Genomic DNA, 22,609 nt, shown 5'->3' with positions numbered 1-22,609 from the left:
ATTGTGGTTCGTTTACGAATACTCTCTAGTGTAAATCTCCGGGCGCTAGCCTAGCGCACACGGTCAGCTAGCGGCAGTCCCTCATGTATACGCCGGCAGTTGTCTATCGCGTGCTCCAGATAGCGCGTCATGGTGTCTGCGGTGAACCATGTGACGTGTGGTGTGAGCACCACATTGGGCAGGGTCAGCAAGGGGTTGTCCGGCGAGATCGGTTCCTGTGCAAAGACATCCAGTCCTGCAGCCCCGAGGGGGCCTTGTCGCAGCGCGTCGATCAGTGCCGTCTCGTCGACGACTGCGCCCCGTGAGGTGTTAACCAGGACCGATCCGGGTTTCATCCGGGCCAGGGCCGCGGCGTCGAGGAGACCGGAGCTGGCGTCGGTCAGCGGGAGATGCAGCGACACGATATCGCTGCTGGTCAACAGGTCATTCAGGCTGCGCCAGCTCGCGGACCCGTCGTCGTGGGTGCTGGTGTGCAATACGGTGGCGCCCATCGCCAGCAGGATCTGTTCCAGAGTCTTGGCGATGTTGCCGTATCCCACCAATCCGACTGTGCAAGAGCCGATATCGCGCACCGTGTCGCCCAGGGACTGATCGGTGGGCCACCCGCGACCAGCGCGGATGTCCCGGTCCAGTCGTGGCAGCTGCCGCAGTGCGGCGAGCATGAGCAACAGCGCACCCTCGGCGACCGAGGGCGCGTTCGCGCCCGGCATGTTGGCGACGGCCACCCCCTGCGCGGATGCGGCGTCCAGCGCGATGGTGTTCACTCCCGCACCGAACTTGTGGATCAGCCGCAGCTGTGCGCCCTTCGCGACGTCATCGGCAGAGAGCGGACGAAGCACATGCCACAGCACCTCGGCGTGCGGTAGCTCGGCGTAGAAGGTGTCGTCATCGTCTTCGGCGCAGAAGCGCACGTCAAGCCAATCGGTGTGTGGTGCAAGCTGTTCGCGGACGCGTGGGCCGCCCGGAAAGTGGGCGAGGACCTTCACTCCCACCGCTTGCTTGTCCACTCTGCAATCGTATCCGCCTGCTCCTGGCGGGCTCCGGGGTTCTGGAAGTAGTGGTCGGCGTCGACGGAGGCCTGGGACTTATCGGTCGAGCCCAATGCGTCGTAGATGTGTTGAGCATCCGATGGGAAGACCCCGGTATCGCCGTCGGCGTTGATGACCAGAGCGGGAACGGTGACATCGGCAAGATGTGGTTCGGCCCGGGTCTGTGCGTGCGACAGGCTCCACATGCCGAGCCAGTTCTTCAGCGTGGTCGCACAACCGATTCCGAAAGTAGAGCGGTTGGCCTTCACCGGCACACCCGCGTAGCAGAGGTTGGCTGGGCGCTTGGTGGGCTCCAACGTGGGGTCGACCATGCGGGGGTCGGCCCAGGTCCGGTGCACGGTGAAGGCGCGGTCGCTGAACCCGTCGGCGCGCACGCGGGCGAGCTCGTCGAGCGCCCATGCGGTGATCCGGTGGTTACGCGCCACCTGTCCTTCGCGGTACTTGGTGACGAAGGCGGGGGAGTAGGCCGGTCCGTTGTCCTCGTTGAACAGGTCCAGTGCCGGGTCGGTGGAAGTCGGGTCGCTTTCATCGATGACCGAGGCGTCCATCCAGTCGGTCAGCACGTCGGGGCGGCCCAGGTGCGCGGCGCTGGCGACGTAGCCCGATGCGGCCGGCAGAGTGTCCAGTCCCTCCGCGGGACGCATGCCCTCCAGCGGTGTCACCTTGGGAGCCACCGCTTGCGACTGATACGCCGCCATGAGCGAGCCGCCTCCGGAATTGCCCAGCAGCAGCACGGTTTCCACGCCCGCCTGCTCCTGTAGCCAGCGCACACCCACGCCGATGTCGACCAGGGCGTGGTCGAGCAGGAAGTGGCTTTCGAATCCCCGGAATCGAGTGTTCCAGCCCAGAAAGCCGTATCCGTGTCGCGCGAGATATTCGGCGATGTAATGCTCCGAGAAGTCGATCTGATAGTGGGTGGCGATGAAGGCGATCTTGGGCCGGGTGCCCGCGGCCCGGTGGTACAGCCCCTGGCATGGATGTCCGCCGGCGCCGTTGCGTCCCGCGGTGGGCGAGGGCAGCCCGACGAACTCTCGCTCGATGGTCACTTCGGTGGGCATTCAGCAGACCTCCTTGGAATAGATGGCGCGGTAACAGATTCCGGCCAGGGTGTAGATGCAGGCGTCGTCGTCGACAGTGGCGGCGTTGCCCTGGCTGAGCTGGTTGTAGGCGAACTGATTCATCATCGAGACGATGGCGCTGGCCATGAGGTGCGGATCATTGCCGGGGCTGTATCCGTCGCGCTGTGCGCGTTTGATGGTGGTGGTCAGGAAATCGACGGGCTCGGAACACATCTGGTTCCAGAACTCGGCGAATTCTGCGTTGATCATGGCCAGCTGAGACACGCTGATCATCTCGGCGAGCTGGTGGCGCCAGGTGAGCCAGTGTGCGGTGGCGATATCTCGCGCGCGCTGCTTGTTGGAGCGCCCGTGCCCGATGACCGCAGATACCCGTTCCTGCGCCTCGGTGCGAAATCGCATGGCCCACTGCGCGACCATCGCCTCTTTGGAGTCGTAGTAGTTGTAGAACGACGCCGTGGACCGCCCCGCCTCGGTGGCGATATCGGCAACGGTGGTGGCGAGTATTCCCTTGCGGGCTATGACAGTTCGGGCGGCCTCATCGATCGCGGCCTGGGTTTGACGGCCTCGCACGGTGGGTTGGACCACGACGTCCCTCTCTCGCCGAATGGGTATTGACCCATTTCTGAATCTGATGTTAGATTCAGGTTAGCGTAAAGCGCAAGACAGTCATGCGGTCGGATCAAGGAGGCTCCCCGTGACGATGATCAAACCGAACAACCCCAACTCCGAGTTCGAGTTCGGCGGGTTCAATCATGTGGCGCTTGTGTGTTCGGACATGGCGCGCACCGTGGACTTCTACACCAACGTACTGGGCATGCCGCTCATCAAGTCGCTCGATCTGCCCATGGGGCAGGGGCAGCACTTCTTCTTCGACGCCGGGGGTGGCGACAGCCTGGCATTCTTCTGGTTCAAGGACGCGCCGGACGGCGTCCCGGGCATTTCGGCCCCGCCCGCCATTCCGGGAATCGGCGACATCGTGAGTGCTGTGAGCTCCATGAACCACATCTCGTTGCACGTTCCCGCCGAGAAGTTCGACGAATACCGCGTCAAGCTCAAGGCCAAGGGCGTGCGGGTGGGGCCCATTCTCAACCATGACGAGAGTGAGTTCCAGGTATCGAAGGAGCTGCATCCGGGCGTGTACGTGCGGTCGTTCTACTTCCTCGATCCCGATGGAATTACCCTGGAATTTGCTTGCTGGACCAAGGAATTCACTGCAGCGGATGTGACTGTTGCACCGAAGACGGCCGCTGAGCGCACCCCGCGGGAGGTCGCTACCGCCTGACGGGATCGAGGAGCCGGGTCAAGATGACGATGAGCTCGTCCGAACTCAGCGTCAGCTGCCCGGACACCCAGGCCGCGAGCGTCTGGCCGACGCCACCGACCGCGAAATAGGCTGCGGCGCGCATCGATTCATCGTTCGGTAGCTGATATGTCTTGTTCAGGTGCTGACCGGAGAGCGCCGCGAAGAGCTGCTCTGCCGCACTACGGCGTTGCGCGATCACCGAATTGGCCGGATTGCTGCCGAAGAGCAGATGGCCGATCCGGGGGTCGGCGGCGATGAGGTGCACGATGTTGGCGATGCCTGCCGCGGTCTTCTTGCGCAGTGGTGCGGCGTCCACCGCCTTCTGGGTTGAGGTGGCGACCTCGCCGATCACGCCGTCGTACACCTGTGCCGTCAGCTCGTCCAGGTCGGTGAAGTTTTCATAGAAGTACCGGGCGACCACGCCGGCCTGCTTGCATACGCCGCGGACCGTCACGTTCGGCGCGGGACCGGAGGTCAGCAGGTCAAGGCCTGCCTCCAGGAGCCGGCTCCGGCGCTCGGCCTGGCGGTCAGGGGCCTGTACACCTCCATAGACCCGCGATGACGTCACCAATACATCTTGACAGGTGGCACCCCATTGGAAGATATTTGAGAACAATCGTTCGCAGATTAAGGGGTCAACGGTGACAATCGAGCGGGTGTCTGAAGTGGATGAATCGTTCGTCGGTGACGGAGGTCCGGGTACCCGGAGTCGTCGCGGCGAGCCGGTGCCACCGGCTGCGCGTCTTTCGCCGGGATGGTCGTGGCGGCGTCAGCCCACCATGGTCGACAACATGATGGGGCTGGCCCTGCTGGCGGGCCCGGCCAACATCGTGATGCAGTTGGCGCGCCCCGGTGTGGGATACGGCGTTGTCGATAGCAAGGTTGAGAGCGGACGCGCCGATCTGCACCCCGTCAAGCGGGGCGCGCACCACGTTCACCTACCTGGCGGTGGCCACCATGGGCAGCCCTGAGCAGAAGGCGGCATTTCGCAAGGCGACCAACCGATCGCATGCGCAGGTGCGTTCGACCCCCGGGGACGCCGTGCAGTACAACGCCTTCGACCCGGACCTGCAGAAGTGGGTAGCGATCTGCCTCTACAAGGGATTCGTCGATGTGTACGAGGCTTTCGTGGGTCCGATGACGCCCGATATGGCCGAGCGGTGCCTGCAAGAAGGCGCCGTCATGGGAACCACACTGCAGATGCCGCTGGCGATGTGGCCGAAGTCGTGTGCGGAGTTCGACGCGTACTGGCAGCAGTCCCTGGACCAGGTTCATATCGACGATCACGTCCGGCCCTATCTGTACCGGATCGTGTCGGCGTCCATTGCGGTTCCGCGGTTCATGCGCAGGCCAGTGGGTGCCTTCTCGAGACTCATCTCGACGGGATTCTTGCCGCAGCGGTTCCGGGATGAGATGAGGCTGCCGTGGAGCCCGGCACGCCAGCGAACCTTCCGGAGCGTCGTCACTCTCCTTGGCGTCGCCAACCGCCTGCTGCCCAATGCGCTGCGCCGCTTTCCCTTCAACGCTCTGATGATCGACCTCAACTGGAGAATTCGCACCGGTCGCGATCTGGTCTGATCGATCTCCGAGCTAACAAGTGGATCTTGTTAGCGGCACCTCGGGTGCCCCATCTCCTTCATGACCATGTGGTTAAGAGTGTTACCCAAATTTATTGAATTCGACGTCTAGTTATGGGCAAAACCGTCCACGTGCTCGGCGTGTGGGCTGGTGGGCGCGGACGAGTGCTGCGTGGCGGGCCTGGGTTGTGACAGATGTGTTGCGCCGCCATTGACAGAAGTGGGCTGCGTCATTGCTGTGTGCGCAAGAGACGCCACGCCCGGGGAGTTAACAATGTACGCAGCGAACTTTTACGGCGAGTGATCGACTTCGACATATGTGCAGTACAAGGCCAAAAAATTCGGGATCTTGATCGCGGGCGATTGATACGTCCCGCATATTTGCCTCATCGCCATAGTGACGCTGGCCACAATTGCGGAAGCGTGTGGCTCTGGTGTTGCCAGACGGTGCCCCAGTAGTTAGATTTCCCCCGGTACGAAAACTGGTAACGGATGTTCCCTTTCTGAGGGCGCGAAATGCCGGTCGTTTGCACGAGGGTTCTCATCGTCGGGTTGCGCCGAGATTTCCGCGCCCGCCGCCTCATGAAACGAGCACTTTTGCATTTGCTGTTGGGGCTGTTCTGAGAGGACACGCGCGTGGTCGCGGTGAACGAGGGCTCGTCTGCAACGACCCGGCTAAGGGGCCGGATCGGCAGCGTGCGGCGCCCTCGCCGATCCCCATCGGCAGTCGGTCAGACCTCCGCGGGGCACCGCGCAGCGCAGTGGGGCGAGCAGTACGGCCGGTGGCTGCTGATCTCCGACACCGCCATCGTCGCGGGTGCCGGCTGGACCTGGGTCGAACTGCGTAACGCGACCAACCCGATGACTCCCGTCGAGCTGTGGATCCGGATCGGCTTCTTCTGCTACTGGGCACTGCTGCTCGGTGTGTACCGCAGCAGGGACCTGCACCTCATGGGCAGCGGTGGCGAGGAGTACCAGCGGGTGCTGCGCGCGACATTCCACATGTTCGGTCTCTTCGCCATTGTCAGCGTGCTGTTCAAGTTCAATGTCTCGCGTTTCGCGCTGGGGATGGCGCTCATCGTCGGGATCGTGTTCCTGCTGCTCAACCGGAAGATCAGCCGGACCTGGCTCAACCGGCAGCGTGCGCGCGGTAAGCAGATCTTCAGGGTGGTGGTGCTCGGCGGGGATGCCGCGGCGCTCAACCTTGCCGAGGCCTTTGGGCGTGACACCGCGCTCGGATACCGCGTGGTGGGTGTGTGCGTCCCCGGATACCTGGGTGCGCCGGGCCAGAACATCGAGGTCATCGACCGGGTCATCCCGATCCTGGGTTCGGAGGATCGCATCGTCGCGGCAGTGCTGGAGGCCGGTGCGGACACGGTGGCGGTGACGGCCACCGAACAGCTTGGCCCGGAGAAGATGCGGGAGCTCGCCTGGCGTCTCAGCGAGATCGGCGTCAATCTGCTGGTAGCGCCGGGTGTGTTCGATGTCGATCAGCCGCGGGTCCGGGTGCGGCCCGCCGGGTCGGTGCCGCTGATCCATCTCGCCGAGCCGCAGTACGAGGGTGCGTCCCGGCTGCACAAGGTCCTCTTCGACCGGGTCGGCGCGCTCCTGCTCCTCATCGGATTCAGCCCGATCCTGCTGGCCTGCGCCCTTGCGGTGAAGTTGGAATCACGCGGACCGGTGTTCTACTCGGCCGAGCGCATCGGCGTGCGGTCCAAGCCCTTCCGCATGATCAAGTTCCGGTCCATGGTGGCGAACGCAGACCAGATGGTGGCGGAGTTGCTGGCACAAAATGACGGCGCCGGACCGCTTTTCAAGATGCGCGAAGATCCGCGGGTCACCGTGGTGGGCAGGTTCTTGCGCCGTACCAGCCTCGATGAACTGCCCCAGCTGATCAATGTGCTGCGCGGAGAGATGAGCCTGGTGGGTCCCCGGCCGCCGCTGCGGCGTGAGGTCGAGGAGTACACCGACGTCATCAAGCGCAGGCTGCTGGTCAAGCCCGGGATGACCGGTCTGTGGCAGGTTAGTGGGCGCTCCGACCTGCCATGGGATGAGGCAGTGCGGCTGGATCTGTCGTATGTCGAAAACTGGTCCATGGTGTCCGATGTGTCGATCCTGTGGCGCACATTTCGCGCGGTGGCGCGTAGCGACGGCGCCTACTAGCGCGCCATCCGCGCGCCCACGCATGTCAACCTGGTTGTCACAGTCGCGGAGTATTGTCGCGACCATGCGTACCGATCGTGATAATTGGGACATCAACACCAGCGTCGGCTCCACCGCGCTGTTCGTGGCGGCCAGCCGAGCGCTCGAGGCCACCAAACCCGTGCCGCTGGCGGTCGATCAGTACGCGGAGGTGTTCTGCCGTGCCGCAGGCGGCGAATGGGCCGATCTGGTCGCCGGCGGTGTACCCGAACACCCTTTGCGTTCAGAGGAATTCGGACAGTACTTCGTGAGCTTTCAAGGCGCACGCACCCGCTACTTCGATAGTTACTTCGCCAGAGCGATCGAGGCCGGCGTCAAGCAGGTGGTGATCCTGGCCGCCGGACTCGACTCGCGCGCCTATCGACTCGACTGGGCGCCGGGTACCACGATCTTCGAATTGGACCAGCCCCTCGTGCACCAGTTCAAGCGTGAGGTGCTCGCTGAACATGGCGCCGAGTCCAAGGCGTCTCGACAGGAGATCTCGATCGACCTGCGCGAGGACTGGGGTAAAGCACTCCAAGACAAGGGCTTCGATCCGTCGGCGCCGTCGGCGTGGATCGTCGAAGGACTGTTGATCTACCTGCCGGCCGACGCGCAGGAGCGACTTTTCGAGTCCATTGATCAGCTGGCCGCCCCGGGCAGCTTCGTGGGCATCGAGCAGATGACGACGTACGCCGACGTGGTCTTCGACATGCTGGTCGCCGGCGCTAACGAAAGCGGCGACCAGGCCAATTCGGACTTCTTCTCGCTGATCTACAACGAGCAGCGCAGCGAAGCCTCCACCTGGTTCCATTGCCACGGCTGGGATTCCGTGCGCACCGAGCTGCTGGACTACCTGAACGTCTCGGGGCGCGCCGTGCCCGAGCCGAGTCAGCCCGCGTGGTACATGTTCAACTCGATCAGCCTGGTATCGGCAGTGAAGGGTTAGATATTCAGATGCCGATCCAGGAATCCGGTCATACGGCGTAGGTAGTCGCCCTGATTCACGTGCAGGATGTGATTTCCGGGGAACCAGTGCAGCGCACAGCGATCCCAGTGTTCCCACAGCATCTCGGCCTGTTCGGGCGGCGCTAGCCTGTCGCCGAGTCCGGTGATGATGAGGCGCTGCTCCTTTGGTACGACCGGCTGGTAGGTGAGGGGCGACGAATAGGAGAGCGCGCCGTCCAGCTGATTCTGATCGAGATGGCCCAGCTTGGCGGCCAGCTTGATCGTCGGTTCGGCCGGAACCCAGCCGTGCAGAAGTGATTTGACGTCGACCACGGGAACATTGGGGATGGTGACATCGATTCGGCGCTCCACGGTGGAGATCAATCCGGTGGTGTAGCCGCCCAGCGACAAACCGGTCAGCCCAATCCTCTCCACACCGGTGCCGCGCAGATAGTTCACGAAAATCCGGAAATCATGCACGGCCTGACACATCGACTCCGAAAAACCGGTGAACCCGTGGCTGAAGTATCCGGCTCCGCTGAACGGTGAGTACTTCTCGGCGCGCCGTCCGTGAAAAGGCAAGGTGTACAACAAGATGTCGTAACCGTTGCGGAAAAACCAGGGGAGCGCGAAGAACACCCCATTGAGCAGATACGGCGATCCGAAGAACCCGTGAATCACGCACAGGGTGGGGCGTGGACCGTCGTCGTGGCGCCAGTGCTGGGCGCGCGCGATGCTGTTGTGCGGGAAGCGTTGCCAGTAGTCACGCAGGGCCGGATTGCGCGCCACGTAAGGGCTTTCGAAGTCCAGGTTCTCGACGTTGCCCTTGGCCAGGGCCTGTGCGAGCGGACCTGCGGGCCGTGAGAACACCACGGGTGTGGTCTCCGGTGCCGGGAAGGAAAGGTCCGCATCGCCCATCGCGGCAAGCTCGCCGTAAAAGGCCAGGTTGTCGCGCTCACGCGCCACGAATTCCCTGTCGACGATGAGGCTCGGGGCCACGACTCCCATCACAGACAGGGCGCCAACGGTGCGCAGGGCGACATCGGTGAGCGCGGAGGTTTCGACCATCGCGCGTTCACGAAAGGTCAGGTCACCGCTGCGGGGCAGTTGCGGGCGCTCGGTGGGCGCGGCTCGCGGGGTGATCCGCGGTTGATCTATGGGTTCCGATAGCTCCGCTGTCATGGGTGTCCCTTTCGCCCCCTGTGCTAGCCACGCTGCTAGCTCATAGCGAATGCTAGGGCACCCAAGCGAAATTCGTCCGGCAAGTACGGTGATGCCACCGTCTTAGCGGGAGTCTGGAAACGGCGAGAAAGCCAAGCAAAACAGTGTGCTGCTCAGGTTCGCGGGCAGCACAAATAACGTTTACGTTTCGACCAGTTTCGACAATAAAACTTGTGCCGTCAACCCCTTGTGCTAGCTGAGGGGCGGGTTCAGAGTGAAGGTATGTCCGAAGCATGGATTGAGGGCTTGCCGGTCCAGCGGATCATGTTCCGTGACGGATTGGTAATCAGCCTGGGTGACTACAACGAGGTGGTTATCGCCGTGCCGATGTGGCTCACGCTTCCCCCTGCGGGGCGGTGGCCACGGGAAATTGTTTGCGTCGATCCGAAGGCGATCTTGGATGAGGAGCGTCCGCTCTTCAGCATCTCGGGTGCAACGTGCACCGAGGCCAGGTGGAACGACAAGGGCGATTTGCACATGGAGTTCTCCGATGACCACGCGATCGACGTGCCGCATCACGACTTTGACACGGCGTGGGAGATCTATGGCAAGTACCACGGGTATGTAGCCAGTCTTCCGCGTGGCAAGGTCCGCGTGGTGCGCCACGATGTGCCGGAGGAAGCCGGGGCCTAACCGGTTTCACCGCGATCGAACCCGACAGTGGGTTGGTTCGTGGTTACCGCGTGAGACTTCTCGCGGTGGCATGTGCGTCAGCGGTACTTGCGACAGCTGTCGGGGCCGGGCCCCCACCGGTGTCAGGCGCGCGCAGCGCCCGGCTCGATATCGAACTCACCGCGGTATCGGTGCAGCCCGCGCCTGGGGCGTTGGTTGCCCAGTTCCTGGCCAACCAGGTGCAGAACTGCTCGCTGATCTGTCCCTTCGTGGTCCAGGGCGCCGTCCAGGTTCCGGCGGCGGCGTTGTTGACGCCGGGGACATTCGTGGCGCAGCTGCAGGCGGGGAAGCCGCTGGTGCGGGCGCTCGGGCTGACCGGCGCGACGGTCAGCGGGGCGGCCGACGACGTGTGGACCGGGCTCATCCGCACCGACCTGGATCAGGTGGTGCCACGCACGCAGTTCGGCACCGAGGTGATCGCGGTGGGGCTCGTGCGGGTCGGCGAGGCTGTGTTCACTGAGCCTGGTCAACTCCCGGGGGTTCTTGGCCAGGCGCGTTCCGATCTTTTCGACGCGCTGAACAACCCTCCGGGTCCCGAGTCTGTGCCGGTGGTGCATACGCCGCTGGAGGCGGCGGCAGTGCGCGGCACCGAGGTGTTCTGGGCGGTGGCATTTCATTCGACAGAACAGCTCACGCTCGTCGTGACGCGGGTGCCCAATGCGTTTCTGACCACGTTGGGTAGCACCGGAAGTGTCGTGAAGGCGGTGCAGGCGACGGGGGAGGCGGTGACAACGACGGTCTCCGAGTCGGTCGCTCCGATCCGGGACGCGCTGACTAAACCGATCCCGATTACGCCGCGAGCAGCTGCGGTAACAACGGATGCCAGAACAACGGAATCCAGGGCAGCGGAAGCCATTGCCCCGCAAAAGAAGGCACCTACTGTGCGGCCCGCCCTCGTGCCGAAGACGCCGACGATGTTGATGAAGCCGCCGGTGCTGACGTCGAAACCCGATTCCGGCGTGTCCCCGACGTCCAAGCGGCCGAACGTGATGCGTGGATTGGGCAGGGCCATCAAGAAGGTGCTGGGAGACGTCTCGGGCAAGAAGCCCAGCGCCCCGGACAGGCCGGCGAAGAAGGCCACGGGCGGCTAAATCCGTTGCGGCATTTTTGGGATCAGAAATAGATTGGACCGATGACGTCCAAAGAGTTGCACGCGTCTCCCATCCCGCTGAGCGAACGAGTCAGTGCCCCGGCCGTGGTGGAAATGCCAAGCGCCGCAGATGACTTGACGTGGCGGGCAGCAACCGAAGATGACATACCGCTGCTGTTCGACCTCTGGCGAGCCTCGGGAGCGATTGATCACCCCACGAGCCTGGTCATGATGGACGAACTCGTAGAAGAATTCGATGACGACGACTTCGATCCGGCACTCGACTCGGTCCTCGCTGTCGACCAATCGGGGCGAGCGGTCGCGTTCGGCTCGGCAACGGTGAAGTCCAGCAATGAAACTGTCGTATGGGTGACGTTGGATGGCACCGTTCATCCCGACCGGCGCGGCGAAGGAATCGGGGCTAGTCTGCTCCGTTGGCAGGAGCAGCGCGGGCTGCAGCATCTCGTGGAGTCGGATGAATGCTTGCCTGGCTGGCTCGCCGGAGTCGCGGAGGAACACGCTGTCTGGACGATCGATCTGTTCCACCGCAACGGATACGAATCGGTGAGGTGGTGGCATGAGCTTGAGCGCGATCTCAGTCAACCCATCCCTGACGTCACTCTTCCCGAGGGCGTGCGGATCGAGACCTATGGTCCCGAATGGTCTGAAGCAACCCGAGACGCCCACAACGAGGCGTTCCGTGATCATTGGGGCAGCCAGCCGATCGCCCGCGTGGACTGGGAATCGGACCACAGGCTGAAGGCATTCCGCGCTGACCTCTCATTCGTCGTTGTCGCACGTGATGCCGCGGGACAGGATACAGTCGCCGCGTACCTGCTCAGTGATGTCAATGAGGAGGAGTGGGAGGCGAACGGTTACTCGTTCGGGTTCATCGACTTGGTGGGTGTCCGGCGCGACTGGCGTGGACGCAAACTCGCGCAGGCGGTGTTGACGTACGCCATGCGTACCTACAAAAACGAAGGGCTTGAGCGGGCCGTTCTTGACGTTGACGCGGATAGCCCCACCGGTGCCGTGGGGCTCTATGAGGGACTGGGGTTCTCGGAGGTCAATCGCTCGATCAGTCTGGTGAAGCAGTTGTAAGGCTGCACTCGACCGAACCGGCTTCCTGACGATCTCCAACCGACGGTCCAATCAATTTCCAACGGCGCTGCGCAGGATCATGTGGTGTCAGCGGCGTGGACGCCGCTGCGCGCCAAGGTGATGCGGGTCGAAGGCATCGCCCAGCACAGGAAGGGCCGTCATGACAATCTCTGTCGCGCACACTGTTCGTAGCATGGCGGCCCCTGACCTCGAGAGCACTCGGTCCTTGAAATTCATGCCGACGGAGACCATCCCGGGCGGCCGGTTGCCGTCAAACGATATGGTTCAGGAACCGGCCTCCGAAGCCGGATTACTCTGAATTGGGAACATTTGCTGCAGCTGCACTATGCCAAGACGTTGGATTACTGGCTTGAGGCGCTAAAGGCGAACACGGACCGTGCGATAGCCGTGCCGCCCGAAGTTCGTGTCCGGATGGTGGACGCCCCTAGTTCGGTGAAGATCGCTGGCTAACAGGAGCAACGGATTCGGTGCGTTGTTGGTAGCGATGCAACACCTCGGCCAGTCCGGGCCAGCCGGACACGACCTCATCGCGGAACGACACTGTGCAGCCCAGTTGACTAAGGGCGCCGAACAGGAGGATAAGGGCGCGTGTGCTCGGTATCAATTCGCCGGGCACCGTCATTTGGCGTGCGACGTTGGATAGCCGAGGTTCGGTGAGGCTGTTGACTTGTTGGATGAACCAGGCGCGGTTTAGGTGAACCGCGGGCGAGATGAACAGCTCGCGAAATGGTGCGATGGAAGCTGTTATGGCCTCGATGTCGAGTTCTTGGCCCGGGACCACAAAACCGTGTTGCCTTAGGGCAGAATTGAGTTCGTCATCTCCGCCGTTGAGGATTGCCTCTCCGATGTCGTGGGTGAGTGCGAAGAATCCGGCGGGATAGGGTGAGCATGCTCCGAAGTCGACAACTCCGAGTCGTCCGTCGGGTAGTCGCCGGAAGTTGCCGGGGTGTGGGTCACCATAGAGGTATCCGGTACGTTCGTAGCTGGTCGTAACGAAGCGCAGGATCTGCGTTCCCAGTCGGTCACGGGCTTCCTGTGGAGCAGTGCGGATCAGCTCGTTCAGTGGAACAGCATCCACCCATTCGCTGATCAGTACATCGCGTTGTTGTTCGATGACGTTGGGTACCAGGAAATCTGGATCGTCGGCGTAGCCCGCAGCGAAGGCTCGTTGATAGTGCGCCTCCTGCTGGAAGTCGAGTTCCTCGCCAACGTAGTCACAGAGCGCATCAATCGCAGTCCGGACATCGGCCGCCGGGAAAACGACCCCGGCCATGGGAGCCATCGACCGGAGCAAGCGCAGTTCGTTGAGTAGCGCCTCACGCACGCCCGGATACATCACTTTGACAGCGACCACCGTGCCGTCGTGCCACACCGCGCGGTGGACCTGCCCGATCGAGGCGGCCGCCGCTCGGGAGGAATCGAACGTACTGAAGTACTGACGCCAGTTCTCGCCCATGTTGGCGGCCATGGTGTCGTGCACGAGGGAGGGCAGCATGGATGGTCCGGAGTCCTGAAGTTTGCTCAGCGCGGTCCGGTAAGGCTCGGCAAGCCCGCTCGGTAGCGTGAGCTCCGTGAGCGCGAGGATCTGGCCGAGTTTTTGCGCACCTCCCCTTAGCTCACCGAGAACCTCAAAGATGTGTTGCGCGGTACGCAGCTGGATGTCCCGGCCGATTTCCTCGGCCGAGCGACCGAGTAGACGCTTGCCCGCGCCGCCCACGCGCCGGGCCGCGTAGGCAGCCGGAAGCTTCGCGAGTTTGGCGTTGCGGACGGGCGTGGGTACAGGTATACGACGGGCCGACGCGTCGGTGGCACGCCGTGAGAACAGCGGTACTACTTTGCCTCGGTGTTGATCTGGCATGACTCACCTCAAGGAATAGTGCGACTCCGGGTCACGCTCCAGCTAATGCGGGACCAGTGTCTGGGGATTCTGGCAAGTCGTCAAGTGCGGGTGATGAGTCTGGCTAGTCTGTCCGAGACGGTTCTATTGTTGGGGGTGAAAGGGCAGGACATGGAATCAAAGACAGTGGTGGCTGACATCGCCGATGAGCTGTCGCGGCGTGTTGTGCACGGGGAGTACGCGCCGGGTGAGCTCATGTTGTCGGTCCGCCAGGTCGCCGATGAGTTTGATGTGAATCGGGCGACAGCGCAGTTGGTTCTTGGGCGGCTTGAGTCGTACGGGATCGTCGTCGCGCAACGTGCCCGCGGTTTCGTGATCCGTGACATCCGCCAAGAGGGCGGGGTGGATATCAGTGGTTATGTTTTCGGGTTATCGACGCGGAATTCCCGCGAGGCTCTGGACATGTTCCGCGATGTCGTCGATACGGAGCGCGCCATCGTGCTGGAGGCGCTCCTCGCGTTCGCGACTCTTGAGCAGCGCCCGGACTTGACTGCAATCGAGAACAGCATTGACGAGCTGGAATCGATTGCCCGACTGGATGAGCTGGACCATTCGGCGATGTTCGAGAATGAACTCGGCATCGTTCGTCTGGTACTTTCTGCGCTCGATCAGCCCTTCCGCAGGGCAGTCTTGAACTCGATAGGCGAGCTGATCCTCGGTCTACCGGAGGCAACCGCCGCCTATTACACGGGAGCGCCGGATGTGCATGTCCTGGTGTGGCGTGCTTTTGTGGCTGCGCGGAAGACGGAGACAGGCCCCTCAGAATCTCAGTTGGCGTTCTTCGAAGACCTTTTCAACATGTACCACGAGCAGGTCGTTGAACGATTCACCGAACTGGTAGTCGGCGGTGAAGAAGAAGTGCCACTGCGCGGCTCCGCGGCCACAGCGTGATTTTTCTGCACTGAGGGCCCTTGCGGGCGGAGGACTAACTGTCTGAGTCAGATGGGCGCAGCGGTGTCGGCGCGCACTCGTCGACGTGGCCTCCGGGCATTAAATATGTTACGTAACAACGCTAATAGGGAACTCCGAGGGAATCGTGGAGTGCTATCCAATCTGGTGGTGGGCGTTCGTGAATGCACTGCCGACATGCGGTAGGGGCGAGACCGAATGACTCGATCTATTGCTGTCTGGGACAGTATGTCCTAGGGTTGCTTCATGGCATTGGCGGGAGAGGCAGTTCATGGTGCAGCGGGGTTTCAAAAAGGGTGCCGGTGCGCGGCGTGTCACAAGGCTGAAGCGTTGCGGTTGCGCCGGATTGGTCGCGCTGAGACCGCGCGCTGGCGGCGGCTAAACGAGCGAGCTGACCGAGCCTGGGATCGGCAATTCGAGCCCCCGGATGTTTCTCCACATAAGGTCCGCTGGTCCGATCAGGAAATCGCCTATGCGCTTGACCGATCGCGTGCTGTCGATGACATCGCGCGTGCACTAGGCCGCTCCGCGGCCGCTGTCTGGCAAATCCGCCGCAAGCATACAAAGCCGTGCACCTGCGGAGCCTCCTGGGGCGTGTCTTGACCTGCGCATCTAGCGTCGCCAGCTTGGGGAAATAGATGCAGAAGGAATTCACCGACCTGGAGCTGCTCCATGAGCTTGAGCCCGTGGTCGAGGAAAATGTTCATCGCCACCTGGCGGTCACTAGGGACTGGAGCCCGCACGATTACGTGCCGTGGTCTGAGGGCAAGAATTACAAGGCCCTAGGTGGTCAGGACTGGAACCCCGAGCAGTCCAAGCTCTCCGAGTTGGCCAAGGTCGCGATGATCACCAATCTTTTGACCGAGGACAACCTGCCCTCATACCACCGCGAGATCGCCATGAACTTCACCATGGACGGGCCGTGGGGCACCTGGGTGAACCGCTGGACCGCCGAGGAAAACCGCCATGGCATCGCCATCCGCGATTATCTGGTGGTGACCCGTTCGGTGGACCCGTTCGAACTCGAGAAGCTGCGTGTGGAGCAGATGACCCGCGGATTCTCTCCCGGCCAAAACCGCCAAGGTGGAGATTTGGTGTTCGCCGAGACTCTTTTTGACTCAGTGGTGTACGTGACGTTCCAGGAGCTGGCCACCCGCGTCTCGCACCGAAACACCGGCAAGGCCTGCGCCGAGCCGATCGCCGATGAGCTGCTCAAGCGCATCTCCACCGACGAGAACCTGCACATGATCTTCTACCGCAACATGGTCGAGGCCGGCATGGCCATCGCCCCCGACCAGGCCCTTAGAGCTGTCCATAAGGTGCTCGACAACTTCACCATGCCCGGCTACACCATTCCCGGCTTTCGCCGCAACGCGGTCACCATCGCCACCGGTGGTGTGTATGACCCACAGTCCCATCTCGAGGAAGTGGTGCTGCCGGTGCTGCGTAAGTGGCGCATCTTCGAACGCGACGACATCAGCAGGGAGGCTGAGTGGTACCGCGAGGACCTGGCCCGCATCGTCGGTGATCTCAGGAAGACCGCATCGGACTTCGAGGAAGTCAAGGCCAAGTACCTGGACCGCCAAGCCAAACGCGCCGAACGTCAAAGCGGCAAGTCAGAAATGCTCAGAGCCTAATGGGCGGCCGATTTGCCTACTTGCGCACAGGCGCTGGGTCGCGAGCAAAACACCGGCTTCCCCGGCGTAGTAGGACAGTCTCTATTCAAAAAATCCTTCGAATGATCGGTATCAAGCGCAATGCCTAAATTGACTCCTAAGTACGAGGAGTTATCGTCCATATACGACATCTCCAATTCGTTCTATGAGCTGTTCCTCGGCCCCACGATGGGCTACACATGTGGATACTTTGAACACGAGGACGCGACCGCCGACGAGGCCCAGATCGCCAAATTTGACCTAGCGCTCGCCAAGCTCGGCTTGGAGCCGGGGATGACACTGCTCGATGTCGGTTGCGGCTGGGGTGCCGGTATGCAGCGAGCCATCGAAAGCTACGACGTCAACGTCATCGGGCTGACTCTGTCGGATGAGCAGCGCAAATATGCAGTCGAGAAGCTGGCGGACACTCTCACCGAACGCACGGTTGATGTCCGGCTACAGGGCTGGGAGGAATTCCCTGACAAAGTTGACCGCATTGTTTCCATTGGTGCTTTCGAGCACTTCGGGTTCGAACGTTACGACGATTTCTTCGCCATGGCCTGGAATGCGCTGCCCGATGACGGGGTGCTACTCCTGCACACCATCACCGCGTTCGACGACCATCGAATGCAAGAATTGGGCTTACCGCTGACCTTCGAATTGGCCCGGTTCGCCAAATTCATCATGACGGAAATTTTTCCCGGGGGACGACTGCCGTCGGTGGAGAAGGTCGAGCTGCATGCCCGCAAGGCCGGATTTACGATCAATCGGGTCCATGAGATCGGCCCTCATTACGTTCGGACTTTGCAATGCTGGGCTGAACGATTACAAGCTCACCGTGATGAGGCCATCGCGCTTCAGGGCCAAGAGGTCTACGACCGATTCCACAAATACCTCAATGGATGCGTCAATCTTTTTCGTGCCGGATACACCAGCGTTCATCAATTCACGCTTACGAAACAGCCCGCTTAGCGCCATTAAGACCGATACTGCGATGAGCGAGCAGGCATTAATGGCGACAGTGTGTCAGCAACTGGTGGCTAACTACTCGTGGCTGCCGCCCGAACAGGTCGCGGATGTCGTCCAAGTGGCTTACGCCAGGTTCGCCGAATGCAGAGTTCGCGAGTTCGTGCCGCTCTTGGTCGAGCGCCGGGCCCGCTCCGAATTAGCGGAGATCGGTGTGCCTGGGGGGTGAAGCAGGGACTGGTATTCGAACAGCATTCGCGCTGGTAGATCTGGAGCCGATGACGGGAATCGAACCCGCGTATTCAGCTTGGGAAGCTGATGTTCTGCCATTGAACTACATCGGCGGAGAGTGGTCTGTCCGGGCGAACCGGTAGTACCTCTCGGCGTGTGAGCTTACATGTCAGACCGTCTCCGAGTCCGCGCCATCACGGCTTCGGGGCATGCGGCGCGGACAAGCGATCAGGAACCGCGCTTGACCAGGGCGCCGGTGATGAGCCGGGCCAGCATCGTTTCCAGGTCGGCATCGAAATTCAGATGAATCTCTGCCAGTTCGGGCTCGGCCTCGATGGCCGCGATTGCGCTGGCAGACGGCCGGGCGTACATCCACAGCGCGGCACTGGTCACCACGGTAGATAGGGACACACTTTGCGCATCGTCCCCGAGTTCGGGGATAAAGCTGCGGATGGCCTCGCTGAACTGGGAAATGCTGGCGTGTGCCGATCGCCGGAAACACAGCAGCGTCGAGTCCGCGACATTGTGCTCCAGCACGCCTGGCTGTGCGGTCATTAGGTCGCACAGCACGGTGTGCTGCCGCAACGAGCAGCTGAGCAGGGTGGCCACGTGGTCGGCTCGGTCCTGAGCTGAACCGGAGCACGTGTCGCGAGAGAGTTCCGCCACAATTTCGGCCACCCAGCAGCGCAGTGCGGCATCGAGAAGCTCCAGGAGCACGGCCTCGCGGGACTCGAAATAGCGCACCATCGCCGACTTTGCTAACCCTGTGCGTCGACTGAGTTCATTCAGGCTGATCTGGTTGGCAGGCATGTTGCTGAGCATCGACGATGCCGTCTCCAGGATCGCTTGCCGGCGTATCTCGCGCTGCTCCTCGCTACGCGCCCGCCGGAAGGTCATGGGCCCGATGTTAATCCGCTACCGATCACCCGATAGTGAACCGCCGGTCTATTACCGTGATACGGTCCTGCCGTAATAGACCGGTGGTACACAATCCCCTGGCGTCGGACTGCGGTAATTGCCTCTTCGGCAGGAATCCGCGGGCCCGTGCAGGGCAGAAGCAGAAGGGGATGCGCGCGGTGTACCGACTGTTGAAGCGGTTTTGGATTCCGCTGCTGCTGGTGGTTGTCGTCGGGATCGGTGGATACGCGATTGCGCAGATCCGCAGCTCGGCGACTCCGCGCCCGCCCAAGCCGGGTGAGGGGTCGGGCATCACCGCCAACTTCAACCCCAAGCACATCACCTACGAGATCGTGGGGACGGGCGGCACCGCGAATCTCAACTACCTCGATGAGAACGGGCAGCCCCATCTCATCGAAAATGCCCCACTGCCTTGGTCATTCACGATCGTGACAACCATGCCGTCCATGTCGGCCAACATCGTCGCGCAAGGCGATCGCAACGTCAGCGGTCTTGGGTGCCGCGTGACGGTCGACGGTGGCGTGCGCGACGACCGAACCAGCACCGACAAAGTCAAACCGTTCATCTACTGCTTGGTGAAATCCGTATGAGCAACGTGCACGCGAAACCACACCGGCCGTTCGTAGGCCACATGATCCGGATCTTCTCGCTGCCGATCATCTTGTTCTGGGTCGGGCTGGCGATCATCCTGGGCACCGTCACGCCCTCGCTGAACGAAGTGGCAGCCACCAGATCGGTGCCGCTGAGCCCGCAAAACTCGGAGTCGTACCAGGGGATGCTGAACATCGGCAAGGTGTTTCAGCAGTATGACTCGGACTCTTCGGCGATGGTCGTCCTGGAAGGCGACGACAAGCTCGGCGATGCCGCGCACAAGTACTACGACGAGATCGTCGCCAAGCTCAAGGCCGATCACAAGCACGTGCAGAACGTCCAGGACTTCTGGAGCGATCCGCTGACCGCGGCGGGTTCGCAGAGCGTGGACGGTAAAGCCGCATACGTGCAGATCTTCCTCAACGGATCGCAGGGCACCAGCGCGAGCTATGAATCTGTTGCCGCGGTGCGCGAGATCGTCAGCTCCGTGCCCGCGCCGCAGGGCATCAAGGCTCATATCGCCGGCACCTCCGTGCTGAACGCCGACACGCAGGTTGCCGGTCACCAAAGCATGGCGACCATGGAATTGGTGTCGGTGGGCGTGATCGTCGTGATGATCTTGTTCATCTACCGCTCCCTCGTCACGATGCTCATATCCATGGTCATCATTGGCCTGGAACTATTTGCGGCACAAGGTGTTACGGCAACTGCCGGATACTTGAACATCATCGGTCTGACCCCGTACGCGGTAAGCATGGTGACGATGCTGGCCCTCGCGGCCGGTACCGACTACGTGATCTTCCTATTCGGCCGGTACCACGAGGAACGGTCGAAGGGTCTCAGCCGCGAAGACGCGTATTACGTCGCCTATCACGGTGTCTCACACGTCATTCTGGGCTCCGGTCTGACGATTGTCGGCGCGTGCATGTGCCTGACCATGACCACGCTCCCGTACTTCCAAAGCATGGCGCTGCCGTGCGCGATCTCGGTGCTGGTGATCGTGCTCGCGGCGCTGACGTTGGCGCCCGCCGTGCTGACGGTGGCCTCGAAGTTCGGTCTGCTGGAACCCAGGGGCAAGCTCTCCACCACGGGGTGGCGCAAGGTCGGTACCTCGGTGGTGCGCTGGCCCATTCCCATCATCGTGATGACCAGCATGATTGCGATCATCGGCTTCGTCAGCCTGATGACCTACGTGCCGCAGTACAACGATCAGAAATTCACGCCCGCCGATATGCCGGCCAACCGCGCGATGGACGTGGCGGACCGGCACTTCTCGCAGGCCCGCATGAACCCGGAACTGTTGATGCTGGAGGCCGACCACGACCTGCGCACCCCGGCCGACATGCTCGTCATCGACAGGGTGGCCAAGGGCATCGTCCATATGCGCGGTATCGAACGGGTGCAGACGATCACGCGTCCGCTCGGCGCCCCCATTGAACACAGCTCGATCCCGTTCCTCATGGGCGCGCAGAACGCCGGCACGTTGCAGACCGCAAAGTTCAACAACGACAGCTCGGCCCAGATGCTGGAGCAGGCCGACGAGTTGAGCAAGACGCTCTCCAGCATGGAGCGGATGTATAGCCTCATGCAGGAGCTCACGGGCACCATGCACTCCATGGTGGGCCGGACGCACGAGATGGTGGCAACCATCCAGCAGATGCGCGACAACCTGGCCAACTTCGATGACTTCTTCCGGCCGCTGCGCAATTACTTCTATTGGGAGAAGCATTGCTTTGACATCCCGGTCTGCCAGTCGCTGCGATCGATCTTCGATGTTTTGGACAGTGTGGACGTGCTCGCCGACCAAATGAGTGGTCTGGTCACCGATATGGATCGCATGGATCAGCTGATGCCGCAGATGCTGCCAGTCCTACGGACAACCATCGATTCGATGAGCCGTATGCGCGATTTTATGCTCGCCATGCACAGCACCCAGGCGGGCACTCAGGCCCAGCAGCAGGAGATGGCCAAGGGCGCCACGGAAATTGGTCTGTACTTCGACCAAGCCAAGAACGATGATTTCTTCTATCTACCGCCGGACGTGTTCACCAACCCGGACTTCAAACGCGGCCTCAAAATGTTCGTCTCCCCAGACGGCAAGGCGGTTCGCTTCATCATCACCCACCAGGGCGACCCGGCATCGGTCGAAGGCATTGAACACGTCCGTGACATCAAAGGTGTTGTCGCCGATGCGGTGAAGGGCACGCCGCTGTCCAATGCGAAAGTTTCACTTGCCGGCACCGCATCGATGTACGCCGATATGCAGGACGGTGTAGCCGTCGATCTGGCCATCGCAATCATCGCCTCGATGATCCTGATCTTCGCGATCATGGTGCTGATCACCCGCAGCGTGGTGGCCGCCCTGGTCATCGTCGGCACCGTGGCCGCGTCCCTGGGCACCGCGTGCGGCCTGTCAGTGCTGTTGTGGCAGGACATCCTTGGGCTCGGTGTGCAGTGGATCGTCATCCCCCTATCGATGGTGATCCTGCTAGCGGTGGGTTCGGACTACAACCTGTTGGTGGTGTCGCGGCTCAAGGAGGAAATCCACGCTGGGCTGCACACGGGCATGATCCGCGGCATGGGCGCCACCGGTCGCGTCGTCACCGCCGCAGGCATGGTGTTCGCGTTCACCATGATGTCCATGATCGTCAGCGATCTGCGGGTGGTCGGCCAACTCGGCATGACCATCGGTATCGGCCTGATTGTCGACACCCTGATCGTCCGCGCATTCATGACGCCCGCCATCGCGGCGGCACTGGGCCGGTGGTTCTGGTGGCCGATCAACGTCTTTGAGATTGTCCGGCGCGGCCGCCAGCAGCACGCCTCGGAACCGGCGACGGCACCCCTTGCGGTGGTGGATGCGGGCCAGCAACCGCCTTCTACTCCCACCACCTCCTGAAAAGTCTTGGCGAGCATCGAGGAAATTCTCAGCCTGGCCTCAGTGGATGCAGGCACTGTGACAGTGCGAACCAGAGGCGGACAGTGCCCTGACTGCATCGTGAGGAAGAAGGACAAATCGATGAACTACCAGCCTGGGCATCCGCCGTACGGAACCGAATTCCCATTGGGCCAGCACGGCTATCGCCAGGTGCACGGTCCATCCACCGACACCCGGACACGCTACGCGTATGGCGAGACGTTCCCGGACCGTGCCGAACTGGCGCCGAACCCGCTGCGCCGGAAACGTCTTCGCGCCGTCG

General features: G+C 62.1%; 19 protein-coding genes, 1 tRNA gene and 1 pseudogene. 13 read left to right on the top strand and 8 right to left on the bottom strand.

Annotated features, from left to right (window positions below; translation table 11 throughout):
• Positions 1-50: 50 nt before the first annotated feature.
• Genes AOT87_RS24495 through AOT87_RS24485 form a run of 3 tightly spaced genes read right to left on the bottom strand, consistent with a single transcriptional unit; the run spans position 51 to position 2,713 of the window.
• Entirely contained in the window at positions 51-1,007 is a 957-nt protein-coding gene (locus tag AOT87_RS24495) for a 2-hydroxyacid dehydrogenase (protein WP_109398613.1), read from the bottom strand.
• The gene (locus tag AOT87_RS24490) at positions 983-2,107 is read right to left on the bottom strand and encodes a hypothetical protein (RefSeq protein ID WP_030097222.1); all 1,125 of its coding nucleotides are present in this window, start codon (positions 2,105-2,107) and stop codon (positions 983-985) included. Before AOT87_RS24490 ends, AOT87_RS24495 begins: the two co-directional genes overlap by 25 nt.
• Positions 2,108-2,713: a TetR/AcrR family transcriptional regulator gene (locus tag AOT87_RS24485; protein ID WP_057969225.1), complete on the bottom strand. Its 606-nt coding sequence runs from the start codon at positions 2,711-2,713 to the stop codon at positions 2,108-2,110.
• A 115-nt stretch (positions 2,714-2,828) separates the two neighbouring features.
• Here AOT87_RS24485 and AOT87_RS24480 point away from each other — a divergent pair, with 115 nt between their 5' ends.
• Complete coding sequence (locus AOT87_RS24480) at positions 2,829-3,410, top strand: VOC family protein (protein ID WP_030097220.1); 582 nt, start codon at positions 2,829-2,831, stop codon at positions 3,408-3,410.
• Here the strand turns inward: AOT87_RS24480 and AOT87_RS24475 are convergent.
• Positions 3,400-4,002, bottom strand: a complete 603-nt coding sequence (locus tag AOT87_RS24475) for a TetR/AcrR family transcriptional regulator (RefSeq protein WP_057969229.1) — start codon at positions 4,000-4,002, stop codon at positions 3,400-3,402. The two genes, AOT87_RS24480 and AOT87_RS24475, sit on opposite strands and share 11 nt — an antisense overlap.
• A gap of 208 nt (positions 4,003-4,210) precedes the next feature.
• Between AOT87_RS24475 and AOT87_RS24470 the strand changes: the two are divergent.
• The 3 genes and pseudogenes from AOT87_RS24470 (at position 4,211) to AOT87_RS24460 (ending at position 8,138) form a co-directional block, all read left to right on the top strand.
• A pseudogene (locus tag AOT87_RS24470) lies at positions 4,211-5,009 on the top strand (oxygenase MpaB family protein).
• A 635-nt stretch (positions 5,010-5,644) separates the two neighbouring features.
• A complete protein-coding gene (locus AOT87_RS24465) occupies positions 5,645-7,171 on the top strand; it encodes a sugar transferase (RefSeq protein ID WP_234795782.1) in 1,527 nt (508 codons plus the stop codon).
• A 64-nt stretch (positions 7,172-7,235) separates the two neighbouring features.
• Positions 7,236-8,138, top strand: a complete 903-nt coding sequence (locus AOT87_RS24460) for a class I SAM-dependent methyltransferase (RefSeq protein WP_057969231.1) — start codon at positions 7,236-7,238, stop codon at positions 8,136-8,138.
• Here AOT87_RS24460 and AOT87_RS24455 read toward each other — a convergent pair.
• Complete coding sequence (locus AOT87_RS24455; protein ID WP_057969226.1) at positions 8,135-9,319, bottom strand: prolyl oligopeptidase family serine peptidase; 1,185 nt, start codon at positions 9,317-9,319, stop codon at positions 8,135-8,137. The genes AOT87_RS24460 and AOT87_RS24455 overlap by 4 nt on opposite strands.
• A gap of 261 nt (positions 9,320-9,580) precedes the next feature.
• Here AOT87_RS24455 and AOT87_RS24450 point away from each other — a divergent pair, with 261 nt between their 5' ends.
• The 3 genes from AOT87_RS24450 (at position 9,581) to AOT87_RS24440 (ending at position 12,221) form a co-directional block, all read left to right on the top strand.
• Complete coding sequence (locus tag AOT87_RS24450) at positions 9,581-9,991, top strand: DUF6188 family protein (RefSeq protein WP_030097214.1); 411 nt, start codon at positions 9,581-9,583, stop codon at positions 9,989-9,991.
• Between the two features lie 149 nt (positions 9,992-10,140).
• Positions 10,141-11,121 carry a hypothetical protein gene (locus tag AOT87_RS24445; RefSeq protein ID WP_057970144.1) on the top strand — a complete coding sequence of 327 codons (981 nt, stop codon included), beginning with the start codon at positions 10,141-10,143 and terminating at the stop codon, positions 11,119-11,121.
• 113 nt (positions 11,122-11,234) lie between these two features.
• A complete protein-coding gene (locus tag AOT87_RS24440) occupies positions 11,235-12,221 on the top strand; it encodes a GNAT family N-acetyltransferase (protein ID WP_234797233.1) in 987 nt (328 codons plus the stop codon).
• A 445-nt stretch (positions 12,222-12,666) separates the two neighbouring features.
• Here AOT87_RS24440 and AOT87_RS24435 read toward each other — a convergent pair whose 3' ends face one another.
• A complete protein-coding gene (locus AOT87_RS24435) occupies positions 12,667-14,100 on the bottom strand; it encodes an AarF/ABC1/UbiB kinase family protein (RefSeq protein ID WP_057970125.1) in 1,434 nt (477 codons plus the stop codon).
• Positions 14,101-14,250: 150 nt separating this feature from the next.
• On the opposite strand from AOT87_RS24435, the gene AOT87_RS24430 reads away from it, so the two are divergent.
• The 4 genes from AOT87_RS24430 to AOT87_RS24415 all read left to right on the top strand — a co-directional run bounded on the left by AOT87_RS24430 (position 14,251) and on the right by AOT87_RS24415 (position 17,898).
• Entirely contained in the window at positions 14,251-15,030 is a 780-nt protein-coding gene (locus AOT87_RS24430) for a GntR family transcriptional regulator (RefSeq protein WP_057970124.1), read from the top strand.
• A 656-nt stretch (positions 15,031-15,686) separates the two neighbouring features.
• Positions 15,687-16,685, top strand: a complete 999-nt coding sequence (locus tag AOT87_RS24425) for an acyl-ACP desaturase (RefSeq protein ID WP_057966632.1) — start codon at positions 15,687-15,689, stop codon at positions 16,683-16,685.
• 120 nt (positions 16,686-16,805) lie between these two features.
• Positions 16,806-17,675 (top strand): cyclopropane mycolic acid synthase family methyltransferase, encoded by an 870-nt coding sequence (locus tag AOT87_RS24420; protein WP_057970123.1) that lies wholly within the window; start codon positions 16,806-16,808, stop codon positions 17,673-17,675.
• Positions 17,676-17,715: 40 nt separating this feature from the next.
• The gene (locus AOT87_RS24415; RefSeq protein WP_234795781.1) at positions 17,716-17,898 is read left to right on the top strand and encodes a hypothetical protein; all 183 of its coding nucleotides are present in this window, start codon (positions 17,716-17,718) and stop codon (positions 17,896-17,898) included.
• Between the two features lie 41 nt (positions 17,899-17,939).
• On the opposite strand, the gene AOT87_RS24410 is transcribed toward AOT87_RS24415, so the two are convergent.
• Both AOT87_RS24410 and AOT87_RS24405 read right to left on the bottom strand, forming a co-directional pair.
• Positions 17,940-18,013 (bottom strand) — tRNA-Gly (locus AOT87_RS24410).
• A gap of 115 nt (positions 18,014-18,128) precedes the next feature.
• A complete protein-coding gene (locus AOT87_RS24405; protein ID WP_057968424.1) occupies positions 18,129-18,797 on the bottom strand; it encodes a TetR family transcriptional regulator in 669 nt (222 codons plus the stop codon).
• A gap of 179 nt (positions 18,798-18,976) precedes the next feature.
• Between AOT87_RS24405 and AOT87_RS24400 the strand changes: the two genes are divergently transcribed.
• The gene (locus AOT87_RS24400) at positions 18,977-19,408 is read left to right on the top strand and encodes an MmpS family transport accessory protein (protein ID WP_030097210.1); all 432 of its coding nucleotides are present in this window, start codon (positions 18,977-18,979) and stop codon (positions 19,406-19,408) included.
• On the top strand, positions 19,405-22,308 hold the full coding sequence (locus AOT87_RS24395) for an RND family transporter (RefSeq protein ID WP_081343241.1): 2,904 nt from the start codon (positions 19,405-19,407) through the stop codon (positions 22,306-22,308). The genes AOT87_RS24400 and AOT87_RS24395 overlap by 4 nt, the downstream gene beginning before the upstream one ends.
• Positions 22,309-22,609: the final 301 nt, after the last annotated feature.

It is taken from the genome of Mycobacteroides sp. H003 (assembly GCF_001440135.1).
Lineage (GTDB): Bacteria > Actinomycetota > Actinomycetes > Mycobacteriales > Mycobacteriaceae > Mycobacterium > Mycobacterium gwanakae.
This window is presented reverse-complemented; position numbering and strand designations above follow the sequence as displayed.

Excerpts from the sequence above, each read along its gene's own strand:
- AOT87_RS24420 (WP_057970123.1), top strand. The coding sequence starts at position 16,806 with ATGCCTAAATTGACTCCTAAGTACGAGGAGTTATCGTCCATATACGAC.
- AOT87_RS24405 (WP_057968424.1), bottom strand. The coding sequence starts at position 18,797 with ATGACCTTCCGGCGGGCGCGTAGCGAGGAGCAGCGCGAGATACGCCGG.
- AOT87_RS24425 (WP_057966632.1), top strand. The coding sequence starts at position 15,687 with ATGCAGAAGGAATTCACCGACCTGGAGCTGCTCCATGAGCTTGAGCCC.
- AOT87_RS24460 (WP_057969231.1), top strand. The coding sequence starts at position 7,236 with ATGCGTACCGATCGTGATAATTGGGACATCAACACCAGCGTCGGCTCC.
- AOT87_RS24480 (WP_030097220.1), top strand. The coding sequence starts at position 2,829 with ATGATCAAACCGAACAACCCCAACTCCGAGTTCGAGTTCGGCGGGTTC.
- AOT87_RS24395 (WP_081343241.1), top strand. The coding sequence starts at position 19,405 with ATGAGCAACGTGCACGCGAAACCACACCGGCCGTTCGTAGGCCACATG.
- AOT87_RS24490 (WP_030097222.1), bottom strand. The coding sequence starts at position 2,107 with ATGCCCACCGAAGTGACCATCGAGCGAGAGTTCGTCGGGCTGCCCTCG.
- AOT87_RS24430 (WP_057970124.1), top strand. The coding sequence starts at position 14,251 with ATGGAATCAAAGACAGTGGTGGCTGACATCGCCGATGAGCTGTCGCGG.
- AOT87_RS24455 (WP_057969226.1), bottom strand. The coding sequence starts at position 9,319 with ATGACAGCGGAGCTATCGGAACCCATAGATCAACCGCGGATCACCCCG.
- AOT87_RS24450 (WP_030097214.1), top strand. The coding sequence starts at position 9,581 with ATGTCCGAAGCATGGATTGAGGGCTTGCCGGTCCAGCGGATCATGTTC.
- AOT87_RS24440 (WP_234797233.1), top strand. The coding sequence starts at position 11,235 with ATGCCAAGCGCCGCAGATGACTTGACGTGGCGGGCAGCAACCGAAGAT.
- AOT87_RS24415 (WP_234795781.1), top strand. The coding sequence starts at position 17,716 with ATGGCGACAGTGTGTCAGCAACTGGTGGCTAACTACTCGTGGCTGCCG.
- AOT87_RS24435 (WP_057970125.1), bottom strand. The coding sequence starts at position 14,100 with ATGCCAGATCAACACCGAGGCAAAGTAGTACCGCTGTTCTCACGGCGT.